This window comes from Shewanella sp. QJM3NY_23, assembly GCF_056173105.1.
Window position 1 is genome coordinate 3,652,979 of the sequence record NZ_CM149657.1, and the last position, 18,605, is coordinate 3,671,583.

The following is an 18,605-nucleotide window of genomic DNA, read 5'->3' on the forward strand; positions in this document are numbered from 1 at the left end:
AACTTAAAAACTACCATAAATTACCCACTTTGGCGGACAAACAGTGACACTAATAGGCTAAATCACTAGCCTAATTTTACCGCTAGGCTGTATAATGTCTGGCTACCTAAATCAATCAGCTTTTGGATAGCACGCTCATGACCGCTCGCGGAAACCTGTTTATTATTTCAGCGCCTAGTGGTGCCGGTAAGTCTTCTCTTCTTAGCGCTATTTTGCAGGATAATCCTGCCGATATGAAAGTGTCTGTATCGCATACTACGCGCCAGCCACGTGTGGGGGAAGTCGACGGCCAACATTATCACTTTGTCTCGGTTGATGAATTTAAAGCGCTTATTGAAAAACAAGCTTTTTTTGAGTGGGCTGAAGTGTTTGGTAACTACTACGGCACCTCTCGCGAAGCGATTGAGGTGATGCTCGCCCAAGGGATCGACGTGTTTCTCGATATTGACTGGCAAGGCGCGCAACAGGTGAAACAGATGATGCCAGAGGCCATAGGGGTATTCATCTTACCGCCGTCAAAAGCTGAACTTGAGCGCCGTCTTACTGGCCGAGGTCAAGACAGTAGCGAAGTGATTGCTGGCCGCATGGCACAAGCCACTTCTGAGATTTCACACTATGGTGAATACGACTTCATCATAGTCAATGACGACTTTGAGCAAGCTCAGGTCGATTTAAAAGCAATTATTCGTAGCCAACGCCTTACTCGCGCTGGTCAAATTCATACTCTAAATGATATGCTTAACGATCTGTTGGCAGACTAACTGTCATAATGTATAATTTTGCGTCATTTTTTCACCCATAATCACTGGAGTTTCAACACATGGCTCGCGTAACTGTAGAAGACGCCGTAAACCAAATCGGCAACCGTTTTGATATGATCCTGGTTGCAGCGCGTCGTGCTCGCCAAATCGCCGTGCAGGGTAAAGACCCTATGGTTGAAGAAGAGAACGACAAGCCAACGGTTATCGCCCTGCGCGAAATCGAACTTGGTTTAGTCACCGCTGACACACTTGATGCCGATGAGCGTCAAACTGTGCGCGAACGTGAAGCGGCAGAAATTGCTGCTGTTGCTGCTATCGCTGAAGGCCGCAACGCTATATAAGGAGTGCTGCCACTTGTATCTGTTTGAAGGTCTCAAGGAGTCTGCGTCAGCTTATTTAGAACCGACGCAAGTAGAATTACTCAAGCAGGCCTATCAGGTTGCGCGCGATGCTCATGAAGGGCAAATGCGTACCAGTGGCGAACCTTATATTACCCATCCGGTTGCGGTTGCTCGCATCCTGGCCGATATGCGTCTCGATCATGAGACGCTAATGGCCGCTCTGCTGCACGACACTATCGAAGATACCCCCGTCACCAAAGAAGAGCTGTCCGAACTTTTTGGACCCGCCATTGGTGAGCTGGTTGAGGGCGTCTCTAAGCTAGACAAACTCAAGTTTCGCGATAAAAAAGAAGCCCAAGCAGAAAACTTTCGCAAGATGATGATGGCGATGACCCAAGATATTCGCGTCATCTTAATCAAACTTGCCGACCGCACCCACAATATGCGTACCTTAGGTGCACTGCGTCCCGACAAACGCCGTCGTATCGCCCGTGAAACCTTAGAAATTTACGCGCCGATCGCCAACCGCTTAGGTATCCACAACATTAAGACCGAGCTCGAAGATTTAGGTTTTCAGGCTTACTACCCGATGCGCTATCGCGTACTCAAAGAGGTAGTCAAGGCGGCTCGCGGTAACCGTAAAGAGCTGATCCAGCGCATTGAAGTGGCGATAAAAACCCGCTTAGAAGATGCGGGCATCAAAGGCACGGTAAAGGGGCGAGAAAAAAACCTTTATTCCATCTATAACAAGATGCGTAATAAAGAACTCCAATTTCAAGAAGTCATGGATATCTATGCCTTCCGCATCATAGTCGACACCATAGATACCTGTTATCGAGTGGTGGGCGCGATGCATAGCTTATACAAACCACGTCCTGGGCGGTTTAAAGATTATATTGCCATTCCTAAAGCGAACGGCTACCAATCGCTGCACACCTCGCTGTTTGGCCCCCATGCGGTTCCTGTTGAAGTACAAATTCGTACCGAAGATATGGATCAGATGGCAGACAAAGGGGTCGCGGCTCACTGGCTCTATAAAGGCGCCGGCACGCAACAGCAAGGCACCACCACCCAAGTGCGAGCACGCAAGTGGATGCAAAGCCTATTGGAGCTGCAACAAAGCGCCAGCACCTCCTTTGAATTTGTAGAAAACTTTAAGACTGAGCTGTTCCCTGAAGAGATTTATGTCTTCACCCCTGAAGGGCGCATCTTGGAGCTGCCTGTGGGAGCAACGCCGGTGGATTTTGCCTATGAAGTGCATACCGATGTCGGTAACACTTGTGTTGGCGCGCGCGTCAATCGCCAAGCGTATCCCTTGAGTCAGCCGTTGATCTCGGGGCAAACCGTCGAAATCATTACCGCTAAAGGTGCCAGACCTAACGCAGCCTGGCTTAACTTTGTCGTCACAGGTAAGGCACGCGCCAAGATAAGGCAACTACTCAAGAGTCTCAAGGAAGATGAGGCGGTGGTTTTAGGTAAACGTCTACTCAATCATGCATTAGGTGATGTCAAACTTAAAGACATTGCACCAGAACAGATTGACAAAGTCGTGCATGAAACCAAGCACAAAAACCTCGAGTCCTTACTCGCCGATATCGGTCTAGGCAATGCCATGAGCATTGTTATTGCCCAACGTCTTAAAGGCGATAGAATAGAAACCCAAGAACACAAAGAAGCCAATATGATGCCCATTCGCGGCGCCGAAGGGATGCTGGTATCTTTTGCTAACTGTTGCCGCCCCATTCCTGGCGATGCCGTTATTGCTCATGTTAGCCCTGGTAAAGGGTTGGTGGTGCACATGGAAAGCTGCGCCAATATTCGTGGCTATCAGGGCGAACCCGATAAATATATTCCTGTGCATTGGGATAACGCCGAAGGTATCGAGTTCCAAGCCAACTTACGTATCGAAATTGTCAATCATCAAGGCGCACTGGCAAAAATCACCTCTATCGTGGCCGCCGAAGGATCTAATATTCATAGTTTGAGTACCGAAGAGCGTGATGGCAGAGTCTTTTTGATTAACTTACGGATCTCGGTGACCGACCGAGTTCATTTGGCCAATGTGATGCGCCGTATTCGAGTACTACCCGAAGTATTGCGTACCTCGCGCAACCGTTAAGTTGCGCGGCGCTTAGCCTGCATTTATTAACCCGTCGACATAACGACAACTATTAATAACGATAAGTAGGAAAATGTTTATGGCAGAGAAGATTATTATCGCAACCGACAAAGCCCCACAGGCTATCGGTACTTATTCTCAAGCAGTTAAAGTGGGCGGCACAGTGTATCTTTCTGGCCAGATCCCGTTAAATCCTGAAACTATGCAGATGGTCAGTGATGAGTTTGCTGCCCAAGTGGTTCAGGTATTTGATAATTTAACCGCCGTTTGTGAAGCCGCAGGCGGTTCACTGCAAGATATCGTTAAACTCAATATCTATATGACCGATCTAAGCAACTTTGCTACCGTCAACGAGATAATGGGGCGCTACTTTGAGCAACCTTATCCTGCCCGCGCCGCCATTGGCGTTAAGCAACTACCGAAAGATTCGTTAGTTGAAATGGACGGAGTGATGGAGCTTTAATCCAGCCATTACCCTTTAGGGCGCCGCGGCGCCCTTGCTACTTTTTGACCGACAAGTAACACCAATCGCCATGAGCCCAGAACGCTTCGCCCGCATCAATCAAATGCTAGACAATCGCCAAACCGACCTTACTGTTTGCCTCGATAAAGTCCACAAAACCAATAATATTGCAGCGGTTATTCGCACAGCCGATGCCGTTGGTATCCATCAAATCCATGCCGTATGGCCCGACATCGAAATGCGGGTATCGGGTAATACTGCCTCAGGTAGCCAGCAATGGGTGAACACCATAAAGCACTACCATATGGATGAAGCTGCCGTCCAGTTTGCTCAACAAGGCATGCAGGTGTTAGCGACCAACTTTTCTCCCAGCGCAGTAGATTTTCGCGAGGTTGATTACACCAAACCTACGGTAGTGATCATGGGTAACGAGCGCGATGGGGTCAGTGAAGCAGGGCTTGCAATTGCCGATCAGCACATCATTATTCCTATGGTGGGCATGGTGCAATCACTAAATGTGTCGGTCGCATCGGCGTTAATCATGTACGAGGCTCAGCGTCAACGCGAACATGCAGGCATGTATGGCACGCGCACCTTAGATGACGCTTACAGCCAAACCATGCTATTTGAACAGGGTCATCCCATTTACGCCAAGGCTTGTCGGCGTAAAAACATCCCCTACCCGCGCATCGATGATCAGGGACAAATTGTAGCCGATGACACCTGGTGGCAACGGATGCGCGCCCCCGATCCAGACGCGGATCAGTAAAGTATTATCGGCATAATTTAACGCCACTACCTAAGTTATCCTAATGCTAAATCTATGACAATTCGTCTATTATTCAAGCAAAAACAATTGTCATAGATCACATTATTCGCCATACTCATCTAGCGTGCACATATAAACAGAACAACTCGATGCGCTTACTTTCACCCTATGGATAACTATGGAATTGCAGATGGACTCACACTTTAAATCTCCGGTCGACATGTTGCAGCATTGGGTCGACCTCTATGGCGACAGCACCTACCTAAGACAACCCATCAACGGCAAATACGTCGACTTTAGCTGGCGAGAAGTGCAGCAAAAAATGCAGCAAATTGCAGGAGCGCTGCGTCACCTCGGCCTGCAGCCAGGTGAAAAGATTGCCGTCTTATCGAAAAACTGCGCCGAATGGTTTATTACCGATCTGGCGTTAATGCATGGCGGCTACATCAGCGTACCTATTTACCCAACGGCAAACGCCGATACCATTCGCTACGTGCTAGAGCACAGCGAAGCCAAAGCCATCTTTATTGGCAAACTCGATTACTGGGCCGATCAAGAAGCTGGCGTCGGCGGCGATATCCTGCGTATGGCGATGCCCTATGACACCATGCCAGCCCAATATCACTGGGACAATTTGCTCAAATTGGGCCAGCCTTTGATTGACGCACCGGTTATCACCTCAGATAAAATAATGACCATCATCTACACTTCGGGCTCTACCGGTAAGCCTAAAGGGGCGATACAAACATTCGCCAGTTTTGAATGGACCTGTAAAGCCGTGGTGCGCGATCTAAAAACCGATGTAGAAGATAGGCTACTATCATATCTGCCACTGGCGCACATTACTGAACGCGTGGCGATGGAAGGCTCCTCATTCTATTCCGGCAGTAGTGTGGCCTTCGTTGAAAGTCTCGACAGTTTTGTCGACGATGTTAAACGTGCCAGACCGACGGTGTTTTTCTCTGTGCCAAGGCTTTGGAGCCTATTTCAGAAAAATATTATCGATAAAATTGGCTATACCAAACTGAATTTCTTACTAAAAGTGCCTATCATCAGCAGTATTGTTAAGCGTAAAATCCGCCAAGGATTAGGGCTTGAACACTGTCATCTACTGGGATCCGGCTCAGCGCCTATTCCCCCCTCGCTGATCACTTGGTACCACAAGATTGGCCTAGATATTTGCGAAGCCTGGGGCATGACAGAAAACAGCGCTTACTCCATCATTAACCACCCTTTCAATGTGAGTAAAATTGGCACCGTTGGCCGCGCCGTAGAAGGCTGCAGCATAAAGCAAGCTGACAATGGTGAGCTGTTAGTTAAAAGCCCAGGCCTAATGACTGGTTATTATAAACAACCCGAAACCAGCGCCAGCAGTTTCGATGCCGAAGGCTATTTCCACACGGGAGACTTATGCGCTATCGATGATGAGGGTTATGTGACCATCACAGGACGAGTTAAAGACAACTTCAAAACCTCTAAAGGCAAATATGTGGCTCCAGTGCCAATTGAACGTAAATTGGCACAAGATCCTCACGTTGAGCTCATCTGCATCATAGGCTCGGGCTTACCGCACCCTATCGCCTTGGTGCAACTCTCAGAGGGTGCTGCGCTACAACCTAAAGAAGAGATCCGCGCTTCACTCAAGGCGACACTCGACAGCGTTAATCCGCATCTAGAGTCTCACGAAACTGTCGATGCCATAGTGGTCGTCAGTGAGCCTTGGGATATCGACAACGATGTCCTCACGCCGACACTCAAGATTAAACGCCACGTACTTGAAGAGCGCTTTAGTGCCAAAGTCGATGGGCTGCGCGGCGGTAAAATCCGCTGGGAAGATGAACTTTAAGCCCTTAGGCATAAATTAATCGGTGTAACAGCTAAAAGCACGTCTAAGACGTGCTTTTTTACTATTAATTTAACCGCTTATCTTAAATAAAATTTAATCTTGGTAGTGCGAAATTTTAGTTGCCTTCCGAGTGCGAAAGCCTATCCTTGCCGCCTAACGTTTATTGGAGGTAACCATGTTGACTTTATTAGCCATTATCGGTGGTTTTATTATCCTGACCGCGGGGGCAGAAGCCTTGGTACGCGGTGCTAGCTCGGTGGCATTAAAGTTAGGAATTGCACCTTTAATCATAGGATTAACTATTGTTGCATTCGGTACTAGTGCACCTGAACTGGCTGTAAGCCTTAAATCTGCATTAGCTGGCAACCCAGGTATCGCAATCGGTAATGTCATCGGGTCTAACATTGCCAATATTGGTTTGATCTTAGGCATCACCGCCCTTATTCGGCCAATACAAGTACAGACGCAAATGATCAAACGGGATATCCCCATCATGATCGGCGCCAGTCTACTGTTTTGGGGCTTGATTAACGATGGCGATGTCAGCCTGCTCGATGGTGCACTGCTCACAGCATTGCTAGTGGCCTATTTAGGCTTTAGCTATATCAGCAGCAAAGGGGAAGGAGCCGACGATATTCCAGGCTCAAGTTCGGTACATCCCTTGTTAGCGGCTCTACTCATCGCCGTGGGTATCAGCATGCTGGTTGGCGGTGGTATGCTGTTTGTCGATGGTGCGGTGACACTGGCACAGCAATTTGGGGTTAGCGAGTTAATTATCGGCCTGACCATAGTCGCGATCGGCACCAGCATGCCTGAACTGGTGACATCGGTCGTGGCGGCCCGTAAAGGCGAAAGCGATATCGCCATCGGTAATGTTGTTGGCTCTAACCTTTTTAATATATTGGGTATTTTAGGTATTACTGCACTTGTGCATCCTATTACCTCGGGTGGGTTACAAATTATCGATATGAGTGTGATGCTGGCGCTGGCGCTGATCTTACTGCCTGTGGCGTGGACAGGCTTACGCATTGGGCGCCGCGAGGGGGCCTTACTGCTAGTGGCTTACCTTGCCTATATGGGTTATCTCATTAATAGCGCTATGGGATAACACCGCTAATGAAGCAGCCTTAAACAAGGCCACCAAACCCAATAGCTCAACAAATAGACCTAGGCAAGAGTCCTAGGTCTATTTGTATTTGCCTCACCCCTCTCACGCTTCACCACGCACATGTGCTTTTTCCCTCGGACTGTCGCAGCCCACAGCACGTCAATTTGACTAAGATTGCGTTCAGAGTAAACTCTGATAATATATGTATATATTTACAGTGATTGAGCCAATAGTTGTTTAAATGACTCAATGAATCAAATGGGTATAAAGCGTGGATAGACTCGATCTTATGGCTGTTACAGAGCTAAAGGGCGTTGCGATTAAAATGGCGCAGCGGCTAGATAAGCTCGGCATAAAAACAGTCCAAGATCTCCTATTTCACCTGCCACTGCGCTATGAAGACCGCACCCAGATTTATCCCATTGCTGCGCTTTATCCCGGTAGCTATGGCACCATAGAAGCCGTGATTCAGTCATCGCAAATTATTCAAGGCCGCAAACGTATGCTCACCTGCACCGTACGCGATGACAGCGGCATGATGACCTTACGTTTCTTTAATTTTTCAGTCGCCCAGCGCAACGGTTTAGAAAATGGAGCGACTATTCGCGCCTATGGCGAAGTGCGCCGCGCTAAACATTCGGTAGAGATCATCCATCCAGAATATAAGGTCATACATGGCCCCAGCGATGCAGGGCTCAGTGAAACACTCACCCCTATCTACCCCACTACCGAAGGGCTAAAGCAAGCCAGCTGGATAAAATTGACCGACCAAGCGTTGGCATTGCTCGACAGTGGCGCATTGGCCGAGTTATTACCGCCAGCGCTGCGACCTAATCAGATGTCGCTCATAGAGGCGCTCAAATTACTGCATCGGCCACCCACAGGCACCGACCCTTTTACACTCGAACAAGGCTCTCATCCGGCGCAGCAGCGCTTGATCCAAGAAGAACTACTGGCCCACAATTTGAGTATGTTACAGCTAAGGCAACGCAGTAATCGCGACGCGGCCGTATCGCTCACAGGTAGCGGCCAACTGGTCAATCCGTTTTTAACCGCCTTACCCTTTAGCCCAACTGGAGCCCAGCAACGTGTGGTGGCAGAGATCAAGAGTGATTTACGCCAGCAACATCCTATGATGCGCTTAGTGCAAGGCGATGTGGGATCAGGCAAAACCTTAGTCGCCGCATTGGCGGCGCTACAAGCGATTGAGAGCGGTTATCAGGTCGCCATGATGGCGCCCACCGAACTACTGGCAGAGCAACATGCCAATAACTTTGCCGCTTGGTTTGAGCCACTGGGATTAACCGTGGGTTGGCTAGCGGGCAAGCTTAAAGGTAAGGCGCGCGGCCAGTCTCTGGACATGATAAAAAGTGGTGAAGCCCATATCGTTATTGGTACCCACGCGATTTTTCAAGACAAGGTCGAATTTAATAACCTAGCCCTGATCATTATTGATGAGCAGCACAGGTTCGGCGTACACCAGCGACTGGGACTACGTGAAAAGGGGATCAGTCAGGGCTTTCATCCACACCAATTAATCATGACCGCCACGCCTATCCCGCGCACATTAGCCATGACCGCCTACGCCGATTTAGACACCTCTATTATTGACGAACTACCGCCCGGCAGAACTCCCGTAACCACGGTGGCGGTATCCGATAGCAGACGAGCAGAGGTGATTGAGCGAGTCCGCCAAGCCGCTCTGCAACATAATCGCCAAGCATATTGGGTCTGTACCCTGATTGAAGAATCGGAAGTATTAGAGTGCCAAGCGGCAGAAGACACCGCAGAGGAACTCAAGCAGCAACTACCTGAGTTATCAGTAGGTCTGGTACATGGACGGATGAAGCCCGCAGAAAAGCAAGCCATTATGGCCGATTTCAAAGCGGGGTTGATTCAATTATTAGTTGCCACGACTGTGATTGAAGTGGGCGTCGATGTGCCCAATGCCAGCTTAATGATCATCGAAAATCCCGAACGCTTAGGTCTAGCACAGCTGCATCAGCTCAGGGGGCGTGTTGGCCGCGGCGCCATCGCCAGTCACTGTGTCCTCATGTATAAGGCTCCGCTGTCGGCAACCGCGACAAAGCGATTAGGCGTACTGCGTGACAGTAATGATGGTTTTGTTATCGCGCAGAAAGATCTCGAAATACGCGGACCAGGAGAGGTACTGGGCACCAAACAAACTGGTATTGTCGACATGAAAATCGCCGATCTTATCCGCGATCAAGCCTTGATCCCCAATATTCAAAAACTGGCGCAGCACGTGATGCAGCAGGCTCCAGAGAATGTCGATGCCATCATCATGCGCTGGCTCGGGAACAGGCAGCAATATGTGCAAGCCTAATCAGTGCTATAACTTAGGTTATATTCTTTGTTGAAGTTAAATATTTTTTATTTCAGCCAACTTAGCTAGACAAGTTGACTGAATTTTGCAGAATGGAGATAGGCCGTGTTGGCCCCTCCTCAAACACGAGCTATTTTTCAAGGAACTCTCATGCAAGTTAGTCAAGAAGATAGAATTGCCCCGCAAGAAAAACGTGGTGGTGCCAGCGCACTAACAATTGCTATTGTGGTGATTTTGCTGATCGTGGCCGCTGGCGCTTATTATTTCTTTGACAGCAAAGAAACCCAATCAGAGCCAGAACAACCTACAGCAGTGACATTGCCCGAAATCGTCCCCGAGCAGCCATTACCCACTGATGCTAACCTGCCAGAGCCAGAAGCCGAGCCTGAGCCCGTTGTTGAGCCGCCAGTTGCGCAAGTAACAACACCACAAGTTGCACCCATTCCAACACTCGCCGACAGCGATAGTTATGTGAAAGCCAAAACACTCGACGTCGCCAATGGCATGAAAATCGACCCGATTTTAGTTGAAAAAGATATCATCAGACACTTTGTGGTGTTCGTCGATAATATCGCCCAAGGGCAGTTAGCCCGCAAAGTTAGCCCACTTAAGGCGCCTAACAGCCAATTTACTGTCTCAGATGTGAGTAATAGAACTTATCTTAATCCTGACAGTTACCACAGATACGATCTCTACGCCGACTTTATTAGCAACCTTGATGAGCAGCAACTGGTCACCACCTATGAACAGTTAACGCCACTACTGAACCAGGCGTTTGATGAACTCGGGTACAGTAATGGCAGTTTTAACGAACGCATGATCGACGCTATTGACGTGGTGCTGGCTGCGCCCATTATTGAGCAAGCCATTGAACTCAATAGCGTTAGCGTTAACTATAAGTTTGTCGACCCACAGCTCGAATCGTTACCCAATGCACAAAAATTGATGATCCGTATGGGCCCCGAAAACAGCAAAAAAGTTAAAATGGCGCTACGTAAGCTAAAAAAACAGCTGCAAGAGTAGTTACCGCCAACACTTAAAAAACCGCCTTCCTAGGCGGTTTTTTTATCGATTAGCGCTGTATTTTATCTCGCTTGGTCTTCCATAATTACCGCCATAACAGGGCAACATCTGCATAGCGCAAACCGTGCTTTTTCTCTACATATCGGTGTACAATGGCACAATTGATGCGGCCTAAAGCCCATCTTCCCTTGTTATGGAAAACGCAGCCGTGCGCTGCAGATTGAGGCAAAGCAGTGCAGTTAACCTTTAGGATCCAATCGTCAGGCGCTTGGTCACCACGCTACCAACAGATAGCCGATTGGCAACAATGGCCTCACTCGCTCTGCGATGAAGATCATCTGGCGAGTGCACCAACACTGCCTCAAGTTCCTGCGATGCAGCGGCGACGCTTTAGTAAGCTGACCAAAATGCTGCTCGATGCGGCATTTCAATGTGATGCCCCAGCTCAATGCCGCACCATTTTCGCTTCGCGTCATGGCGAGCTCAATCGCACCGTCGAACTCCTCGAAGATATTGTGCAAGAACAGCCCATTTCCCCCATGGGCTTTAGCCAATCGGTACACAATACTGCTAGCGGTATCTTTAGTATTTTGACCCATAACCGCGCGGCCTCAACCTCTATCGCCGCCTGCGAAACTACGCTGGAACAAGCTCTTATTGAGGCTTATGGCCAGCTTTTTGAGGACAATAGCGATGTACTGCTGGTATTTGGCGATGAGCCAGTCTCTGATGTGTATAAAGAGTTCACCCATGAACCTGAGCTGCCTATCGCTATCGCGCTGCAATTGTCGCTGCCAACGCCTGACTCGCCACCCGCCACGTTGCTGCAATTACACACCCAACCCAACGCCCAACAGTATCTCGATGCGCCACCCTTAAGTTATGGCCAACTGCTCCATGCTATCGCCTGCAAACACCCCCTATATGGGCGTTTAAACCGCTTCATCTGGCAACTCTCCCATGGCTAGCACAACAGGCACAGGTTTACACTCACTGGCCTATATTCCGCGCTGGTTAGCAGGCGTCAGTTGTTATGTGGCTTTCGGCCTCGGAGGCTTACTGCTCTCTTTAACAGTGATCCCTGTGCTGAGGATATGCTCAAGCAATCCACAGCAACGAGCCGCGCGCGTCCAGCGTACGGTTCATAGGATGTTTGGCGGCTTTGTCACCTTACTGACTTGGTCAGGGGTAATCAAAGTGACCAGTCAAGATCTGCATCGCCTTAATGGCGCTAAGGGCAAAGTGATTATCGCCAACCATCCCACACTGGTGGATGTCGTGGTGCTTATCAGCCTAATGCCTAATGTGGGCTGCATCGTTAAGCAAAGCTTGTGGCGTAACCCCCTGTTACGCGCCGTGCTTTCTAGCGCCGGCTATATCCCTAATCGCGGTGCTGATCTACTCTTAAAAGATTGCCAAGCGGTGTTGCATCAGGGCACTTGCCTAATCATCTTCCCCGAAGGCACCCGTACTCAACAAGGAGCCATCATCAACCCATTTGCGCGCGGGGCGGCCAATATCGCCCTACGGACGAAAACAGACCTGATCCCAATTGTATTGCGCACCAATGCCGTTGGCCTCACCAAACAGCAGCCTTGGTATGAAATACCTCGCCAAACCATAGGCATGCATGTTGAAGTAGGCGAAACCATTGCCCATATCGGGTATGATGCTGGCCCAGGCGGCGAAGCCAAGATGGCGCGTCAACTGACTCGAGATCTTGAAAACTATTATAAACAACAACTTGATACTAATTATGAGCTTACAAAACGAAATTAAACAACTGATCATTGATTGCCTCGATCTTGAAGACGTCAGCATCGACGATATCGACACCGACGCCCCCCTTTTTGGTGAGGGCTTAGGCTTAGACTCAATAGATGCACTAGAACTGGGCTTAGCGATAAAGAAACAGTTCGATGTAAAAATTGAAGCCAACTCCGAAGCGACCAAGGCACACTTTTTCAGTGTGGCTAGCTTAGCCGACTTTATTGAATCGCAACGCGCGTAGGGGGTTACATGCAAAATCGTCAACAGATCCTCGACATGCTGACAAAAATATTAGTCGAAGAGTTCGAAATTGAAGCGCAAGATATTACCCCTCAGGCCTCATTATATGACGAGCTCGATCTCGACAGCATAGATGCGGTCGATTTGGTGATCAAACTGCAACAACTCACGGGCAAGAAAATCCAACCCGATGAGTTTAAAGCGGTGCGCACGGTCGATGATGTAGTATCTGCCATCGAAGGACTCGTTAAGCAGTAATGCGCCTGATAATACAAGTAATTAGCACCCTGCTGTTATTGGGCTACCCCATAGCCGTATATTTTGGGCTGCATTACTTGCCACCAGGCGTGATTGCTTTAAGCCTATGCCTTTTGTTGGTGGCACGCTTAGCCATTCAACAACAGCGCGTCAAGGCGATGGCCCTGCCGCTACTGGCTGGCATCGTCTTGACCGCGGGCAGTTTTATTGCCAAGCGTAACGACTGGTTACTCTACTATCCTGTGGTGATCAATCTGACTATGTTGGGGTTGTTTGCTTATTCGCTTAAACACGGCCCCAGCATGATAGAGCGTCTGGCGAGGTTGAAAGAACCCAAGCTGCCTGACGCGGCGATACCCTATTTGGCCAACGTCACCAAACTCTGGTGCGGGCTATTTATTGTTAACGGCGTAGCGGCCTGGTATACGGCCCACTACACCAGCTTAGCAACTTGGACCCTGTACAACGGTCTCATCGCGTATCTGCTTATTGGGCTGCTACTCGGTGGGGAATGGCTATATCGAACACTGTGGTTAACAAAGTCATGACAGAGCTATTAAAAACTTGGCTGTCTCAAGGCCCCTCGAGCCAGCAACTTATCAGCTTCAATCACCACGACATCGTCACGGGTAGCGCATTTACCGCCCAAGTGGCCGCCCTGCATGCTAGCCTAAGTGAGCAACCCGCCAAGCGCTGGTTACTGGCAAGCGACAGTAGCGATCTCTTCGCCATAGGGTTGTGCGCGGGGTTGCTTGCGGGTAAACAATTGATCTTACCTAGCAATACCCAAGCTGGCACCTTGAGTGAACTGACACACGAGTTTGACGGCATCTTGTCTGACAGTTGCCTGTGTGAAGGTAAGCTGATGTTGACGCTCAAAAAAGAGCACTCTGGCGCCGAATCTCACTGGCCGCCCCTTGCAGATAACGCTGTCGTGGGTGAACTGGTGCTCTTTACCTCAGGCAGCAGCGGCCAACCCAAAGCCATTACCAAGACCCTAGCCCAGCTCGATGCCGAAGTCAGCGTACTGGAGCAAACATTTGCGGCGCACCTGCCCCATTGCAGCGTGATATCGACAGTGTCACACCAACATATTTATGGGCTCTTGTTTAAAATTCTCTGGCCGTTAGCCGCCAGTCGCCCTTTTCTGAGCGATCTGGTGGAGTACCCAGAAACCTTAACCTATTACACTAGCTTATTTCCTAACTTATGTTTGATCAGTAGCCCGGCGCAACTGTCGCGACTTCCCGAAGCACTCGAGCATCAGCCACAGCTGCATTCGCCCAGCTTAGTCTTTAGCTCTGGCGGGCCGCTCAATTTCCAAGCGGCAGCAGAAATCGCCCACTGCTATGGCAAACCGCCCATTGAGGTGTACGGCAGCACTGAAACCGGTGGCATCGCTTATCGCCGTCAAAGCGCCGACAATCAACCTTGGCGCATTTTTGCCTCACACCAGATTAAGCAAGATACAATGGATGGCGCGCTGCTGCTCAAATCGCCTTATCTGGACAATGACGACTGGCTAAAATGTGACGATAAAGTCAATCTTGTCAGCGACAGCGAGTTTCATCTGTTGGGTCGACTCGACCGCATCGTCAAAATTGAAGAGAAACGTATCTGCTTAGTGCAGATGGAACAGTTACTAGAACGCCACCCCATGGTGTCTCAAGCCATGTTAATGGTATTAGAGCAACCACGCATGCAGCTTGGCGCGGCCATCGTACTATCGGCTCAAGGGCAACAACTGCTCAACAATGAAGGTAAGTTAGCGGTGAATAACCTGCTCAAAGCCCACCTGTTAACCCAGTTTGAACGGGTCACTCTGCCTAGACGCTGGCGCTATCCTGAGGTGCTTGAGCTGACCCCGCAGGGCAAGCGTGATAATCAACGATTAATCGAGTTATTTAGCCATGATTAAGTCCAGTTTACCGCCCATTATCGGTAAGACCACACTCGCCGATGGCGTCGAATGGCACCTCGATATTACGGCAACCCTACCCTATTTCGACGGCCATTTTCCACAGCAAGCCGTGTTACCCGGGGTGACTCAGTTAGATTGGGCGGTGCAACTCGGCGCGCACGAATTTGGCTATGAAGCACAAGTCGACAGCCTTGAAGTACTAAAGTTTCAGCAACTTATATTACCTAACAGCCAGGTGTTTCTCAAAATCAGCCTCAATGCCAGCAAGCATAAACTCACCTTTGCCTATTACGATGGTGACAAACGTTTTGGCTCGGGTCGTATCGCCCTGAGCGGCGCTAAACTCGAGGAGAGCGCCTGATGCAATTAGCGTTAGTCATTCCCAATTACAACCATCAACAGGCGATTAAGCAAACCCTTGAGCGTTTAGCGCCGCTGGCCCTGCCCTGCTATCTGGTTAACGATGGCAGTAACGATGAGACCCGCTACCTATTAAGCCAATTAGCCGAACAATATGATTGGGTTACCCTACTGCATCACCCCTATAATCGGGGTAAGGGAGCCGCGGTCACCACGGGACTAAGGGCGGCTTACGCCGATGGTTTTAGCCACGCCTTGCAAGTCGATGCCGATGGTCAGCATGATTTGGACGATATTCCGGCCTTTATCGAGCACGCCAAAGCCCATCCAGAGGCGGTGATTTCCGGCCAGCCGCAATACGATGACTCTGTGCCTAAAGGCCGTCTCTATGGCCGCTATATCACCCACTTTTGGGTCTGGGTAGAGACCTTAAGTTTTGAGATAAAAGATGCCATGTGTGGCTTTCGCGTCTATCCGCTGGCGGCGACAGAGCGACTATTTTTAACCGAGGCGCTAGGCGAGCGCATGGACTTTGACATCGAGATCTTAGTCAAACTCTACTGGCAAGGCACACGTATCGTGCACCTGCCCACCAAGGTGATTTATCCAGAAGATGGTAGCAGCCACTTCCAAGCGGTACGCGATAACCTACGCATCTCAGCCCTGCATACCAAACTGTTTTTCACCATGCTCAAACGCCTACCTAAGCGACTGCTGCACCAGCCCGAGCCACAACAAGCCAGACACTGGTCGCGCATCAGCGAACGCGGCAGTTATTGGGGCATCAAGCTGCTCGCAAGTAGCTATAAGATTGGCGGCCACTGGTTATGCCGCGCCATTATGTATCCGGTGATCGGCTATTTCTTTCTTACCGGCAGCAGCGCTCGAGCCGCCTCTTTGCAATTTTTACAGCAAGTTAAAAGCGTTGAACCCCAACACCCCCAACTCAAGGGCAAAATAGGGTGGCGCCATAGCTTAAAACACTTCATCAGCTTTGGTAATGCCGCCTTAGACCGTATCGATGCCTGGTGCAATCGGCTACAAATAAGCCAAGTAGACTTCGCGAACCGCGAGCTACTCAACCAACAGATTGAACAGGGGAAAGGCGCGGTATTGCTGGCCTCACACTTAGGTAACATAGAGCTGTGCCGAGCGATATCCAGCCACCAGCACAAGATTAAAGTCAATGTGATGGTGTTAACCGAGAACGCCGAAAACTTCAATCGGGTACTTAAACAACTCAACCCAGACAGCGCACTAAACCTTATCCAAGTGAGCGAACTGGGCCCCACCACCTCCATGCTGCTGCACGAAAAAGTCGCCCAAGGAGAGTTAGTGGTTATCGCAGGCGATCGCACCTCATCGCGCAGCGAAGGCCGAGTGGTTTACGCCCCCTTTATGGGTAAACCTGCGCCATTTCCTCAGGGGCCCTTTATTTTGGCAGGGTTACTCGACTGCCCCGTATATTTAATGTTTTGCTTGCGAGAGCAGGGCCGCTATCGCGTCTATTTAGAACACTTTAGCGACACCCTGAAAGGGCCACGCGCCGGACGCATGCAACGCCTAGAGCAAGCCATTGGCCGCTACAGCGCAAGGCTTGAATACTACGCACGGCGCGAGCCACTGCAGTGGTTTAACTTTTTCGATTTTTGGCGCAAGGATGACGAGCACCTGCGCGCGGCGAGTGTAACTCGCCCCTCAACCGCTAACAGGACAGATAAATAGATGACGCAACCCGCAGTAAACCTCATTGAGTTCGGCCAACGCTCATTGACGCTAGAAGAGGTGGTGGCCATTGCCAAAGGCGCTCAGGCCAAACTCAACCGCCACCCAGATTACCAAGAGTCGATTCAAAAAGGCGCCCGCTTTATCGACAGCCTACTGGCCGAAGAGGGCGTGGTTTATGGTGTCACCACAGGGTATGGCGACTCCTGCACTGTTGCCGTGGGGCTGGACTTGGTCCATGAGCTGCCGCTGCACTTGTCACGCTTTCATGGCTGCGGACTCGGCGACACTTTCAGTGAAATGCAGGCCCGCGCGGTAATGGCGTGCCGGCTCAACTCGTTGGCACTGGGTAAGTCTGGGGTGAGTTATGAGCTGCTGCAGCGCATCGAAACCTTGCTCAATCTTAATATTATTCCCGTGATCCCCCAAGAAGGTTCGGTCGGCGCCAGTGGCGATCTCACCCCGCTCTCCTATTTAGCGGCGGTATTGGTCGGCGAGCGCGAGGTGTTTTATCAAGGCAAGCGCCAAGCGACAGCCCAGGTGTACGCCCAGCTATCCATCACGCCGCTCACCTTACGCCCCAAAGAAGGGCTCGCGCTGATGAACGGCACCGCGGTAATGACGGCGCTGGCTTGCCTTGCATACGACAGAGCCCAGTATTTAGCCCGCCTGACCAGCCGCATTACCGCCATGGCCTCGTTAACGCTTAAGGGCAACGCTAACCACTTCGATGAGATACTGTTTGCCGCCAAGCCACACCCAGGGCAAAACCAAATTGCCGCTTGGATCCGCGCCGATTTGAATCACCATGAACATCCACGCAACTCTGATCGCTTACAAGATAGATACTCTATCCGCTGCGCGCCCCACATTATTGGCGTATTGCAAGATGCCCTGCCGTTTATGCGCCAGTTTATTGAGACCGAACTCAACAGTGCCAACGACAACCCCATTGTCGACGCCGAAGGTGAGCATATTCTCCATGGCGGCCATTTCTATGGCGGCCACATCGCCTTTGCCATGGACTCGATGAAAAATACAGTGGCGAACCTTGCTGACCTTATCGATCGCCAGATGGCCTTGGTGATGGACCCCAAATTTAACAATGGCTTACCGGCTAACTTGTCGGGGGCGACCGGCCATCGCCGCGCCATTAACCATGGCTTTAAAGCGGTGCAAATTGGCGTATCAGCCTGGACGGCCGAAGCGCTAAAAAACACCATGCCCGCCAGCGTCTTTTCACGCTCGACCGAGTGTCACAACCAAGATAAGGTCAGCATGGGCACCATTGCCGCGCGAGACTGCATGCGGGTATTACAGTTAACCGAACAAGTCGCGGCCGCCGCCTTACTCGCCATGACTCAAGGCATTCATTTGCGGGTAAGCCAACAAGAGTTATGCCAAGCATCCTTGACCCCATCGGTGGCGAAAACCCTGCAACAGGTGAGCGCTGACTTCGACTTTTTAAGCGAAGACCGGCCGCTAGAGCAGGTATTACGCCAAACGGTCGATAAAATACAGCAAGGGTTATGGGAAGTGTGCCACTAAGGAATG

At 50.2% G+C, this 18,605-nt stretch carries 18 protein-coding genes; all 18 read left to right on the forward strand.

Annotated features, from left to right (window positions below; all coding sequences use genetic code 11):
• Window positions 1-137: 137 nt before the first annotated feature.
• The 18 genes from gmk to AC0VXX_RS16215 all read left to right on the forward strand — a co-directional run bounded on the left by gmk (window position 138) and on the right by AC0VXX_RS16215 (window position 18,599).
• Window positions 138-761: a guanylate kinase gene (gene gmk, locus AC0VXX_RS16130; RefSeq protein WP_475515091.1), complete on the forward strand. Its 624-nt coding sequence runs from the start codon at window positions 138-140 to the stop codon at window positions 759-761.
• Between the two features lie 59 nt (window positions 762-820).
• Window positions 821-1,102, forward strand: a complete 282-nt coding sequence (gene rpoZ / locus AC0VXX_RS16135) for a DNA-directed RNA polymerase subunit omega (protein ID WP_012275521.1) — start codon at window positions 821-823, stop codon at window positions 1,100-1,102.
• 13 nt (window positions 1,103-1,115) lie between these two features.
• Window positions 1,116-3,221 carry a bifunctional GTP diphosphokinase/guanosine-3',5'-bis pyrophosphate 3'-pyrophosphohydrolase gene (gene spoT / locus AC0VXX_RS16140; RefSeq protein ID WP_475515092.1) on the forward strand — a complete coding sequence of 702 codons (2,106 nt, stop codon included), beginning with the start codon at window positions 1,116-1,118 and terminating at the stop codon, window positions 3,219-3,221.
• Window positions 3,222-3,300: 79 nt separating this feature from the next.
• On the forward strand, window positions 3,301-3,684 hold the full coding sequence (locus tag AC0VXX_RS16145) for a RidA family protein (RefSeq protein WP_119978559.1): 384 nt from the start codon (window positions 3,301-3,303) through the stop codon (window positions 3,682-3,684).
• Between the two features lie 70 nt (window positions 3,685-3,754).
• The gene (gene trmH, locus AC0VXX_RS16150; protein ID WP_475515093.1) at window positions 3,755-4,453 is read left to right on the forward strand and encodes a tRNA (guanosine(18)-2'-O)-methyltransferase TrmH; all 699 of its coding nucleotides are present in this window, start codon (window positions 3,755-3,757) and stop codon (window positions 4,451-4,453) included.
• Between the two features lie 190 nt (window positions 4,454-4,643).
• On the forward strand, window positions 4,644-6,299 hold the full coding sequence (locus tag AC0VXX_RS16155) for an AMP-binding protein (protein ID WP_475515094.1): 1,656 nt from the start codon (window positions 4,644-4,646) through the stop codon (window positions 6,297-6,299).
• Window positions 6,300-6,474: 175 nt separating this feature from the next.
• Window positions 6,475-7,407, forward strand: a complete 933-nt coding sequence (locus AC0VXX_RS16160; RefSeq protein WP_475515095.1) for a calcium/sodium antiporter — start codon at window positions 6,475-6,477, stop codon at window positions 7,405-7,407.
• A gap of 271 nt (window positions 7,408-7,678) precedes the next feature.
• Complete coding sequence (gene recG / locus AC0VXX_RS16165; protein ID WP_475515096.1) at window positions 7,679-9,754, forward strand: ATP-dependent DNA helicase RecG; 2,076 nt, start codon at window positions 7,679-7,681, stop codon at window positions 9,752-9,754.
• Window positions 9,755-9,904: 150 nt separating this feature from the next.
• Window positions 9,905-10,777: a DUF3014 domain-containing protein gene (locus tag AC0VXX_RS16170; protein WP_475515097.1), complete on the forward strand. Its 873-nt coding sequence runs from the start codon at window positions 9,905-9,907 to the stop codon at window positions 10,775-10,777.
• 233 nt (window positions 10,778-11,010) lie between these two features.
• Complete coding sequence (locus tag AC0VXX_RS16175; RefSeq protein ID WP_475515098.1) at window positions 11,011-11,745, forward strand: beta-ketoacyl synthase chain length factor; 735 nt, start codon at window positions 11,011-11,013, stop codon at window positions 11,743-11,745.
• Window positions 11,738-12,556, forward strand: a complete 819-nt coding sequence (locus AC0VXX_RS16180; RefSeq protein ID WP_475515099.1) for a lysophospholipid acyltransferase family protein — start codon at window positions 11,738-11,740, stop codon at window positions 12,554-12,556. Before AC0VXX_RS16175 ends, AC0VXX_RS16180 begins: the two co-directional genes overlap by 8 nt.
• The gene (locus tag AC0VXX_RS16185) at window positions 12,534-12,788 is read left to right on the forward strand and encodes a phosphopantetheine-binding protein (protein WP_110457601.1); all 255 of its coding nucleotides are present in this window, start codon (window positions 12,534-12,536) and stop codon (window positions 12,786-12,788) included. Before AC0VXX_RS16180 ends, AC0VXX_RS16185 begins: the two co-directional genes overlap by 23 nt.
• Before the next feature lie 8 nt (window positions 12,789-12,796).
• Window positions 12,797-13,045 carry an acyl carrier protein gene (locus tag AC0VXX_RS16190; protein WP_475515100.1) on the forward strand — a complete coding sequence of 83 codons (249 nt, stop codon included), beginning with the start codon at window positions 12,797-12,799 and terminating at the stop codon, window positions 13,043-13,045.
• The gene (locus AC0VXX_RS16195) at window positions 13,045-13,593 is read left to right on the forward strand and encodes a COG4648 family protein (protein WP_475515101.1); all 549 of its coding nucleotides are present in this window, start codon (window positions 13,045-13,047) and stop codon (window positions 13,591-13,593) included. Before AC0VXX_RS16190 ends, AC0VXX_RS16195 begins: the two co-directional genes overlap by 1 nt.
• Window positions 13,590-14,963, forward strand: a complete 1,374-nt coding sequence (locus tag AC0VXX_RS16200; RefSeq protein ID WP_475515102.1) for an AMP-binding protein — start codon at window positions 13,590-13,592, stop codon at window positions 14,961-14,963. Before AC0VXX_RS16195 ends, AC0VXX_RS16200 begins: the two co-directional genes overlap by 4 nt.
• Window positions 14,956-15,327: an ApeI family dehydratase gene (locus AC0VXX_RS16205; protein ID WP_475515103.1), complete on the forward strand. Its 372-nt coding sequence runs from the start codon at window positions 14,956-14,958 to the stop codon at window positions 15,325-15,327. The genes AC0VXX_RS16200 and AC0VXX_RS16205 overlap by 8 nt, the downstream gene beginning before the upstream one ends.
• Window positions 15,327-17,051 carry a glycosyltransferase family 2 protein gene (locus AC0VXX_RS16210; protein ID WP_475515104.1) on the forward strand — a complete coding sequence of 575 codons (1,725 nt, stop codon included), beginning with the start codon at window positions 15,327-15,329 and terminating at the stop codon, window positions 17,049-17,051. Before AC0VXX_RS16205 ends, AC0VXX_RS16210 begins: the two co-directional genes overlap by 1 nt.
• Window positions 17,052-18,599, forward strand: coding sequence for an HAL/PAL/TAL family ammonia-lyase (locus AC0VXX_RS16215; RefSeq protein ID WP_475515105.1), 1,548 nt, complete (start codon window positions 17,052-17,054; stop codon window positions 18,597-18,599).
• Window positions 18,600-18,605 lie beyond the last annotated feature (6 nt).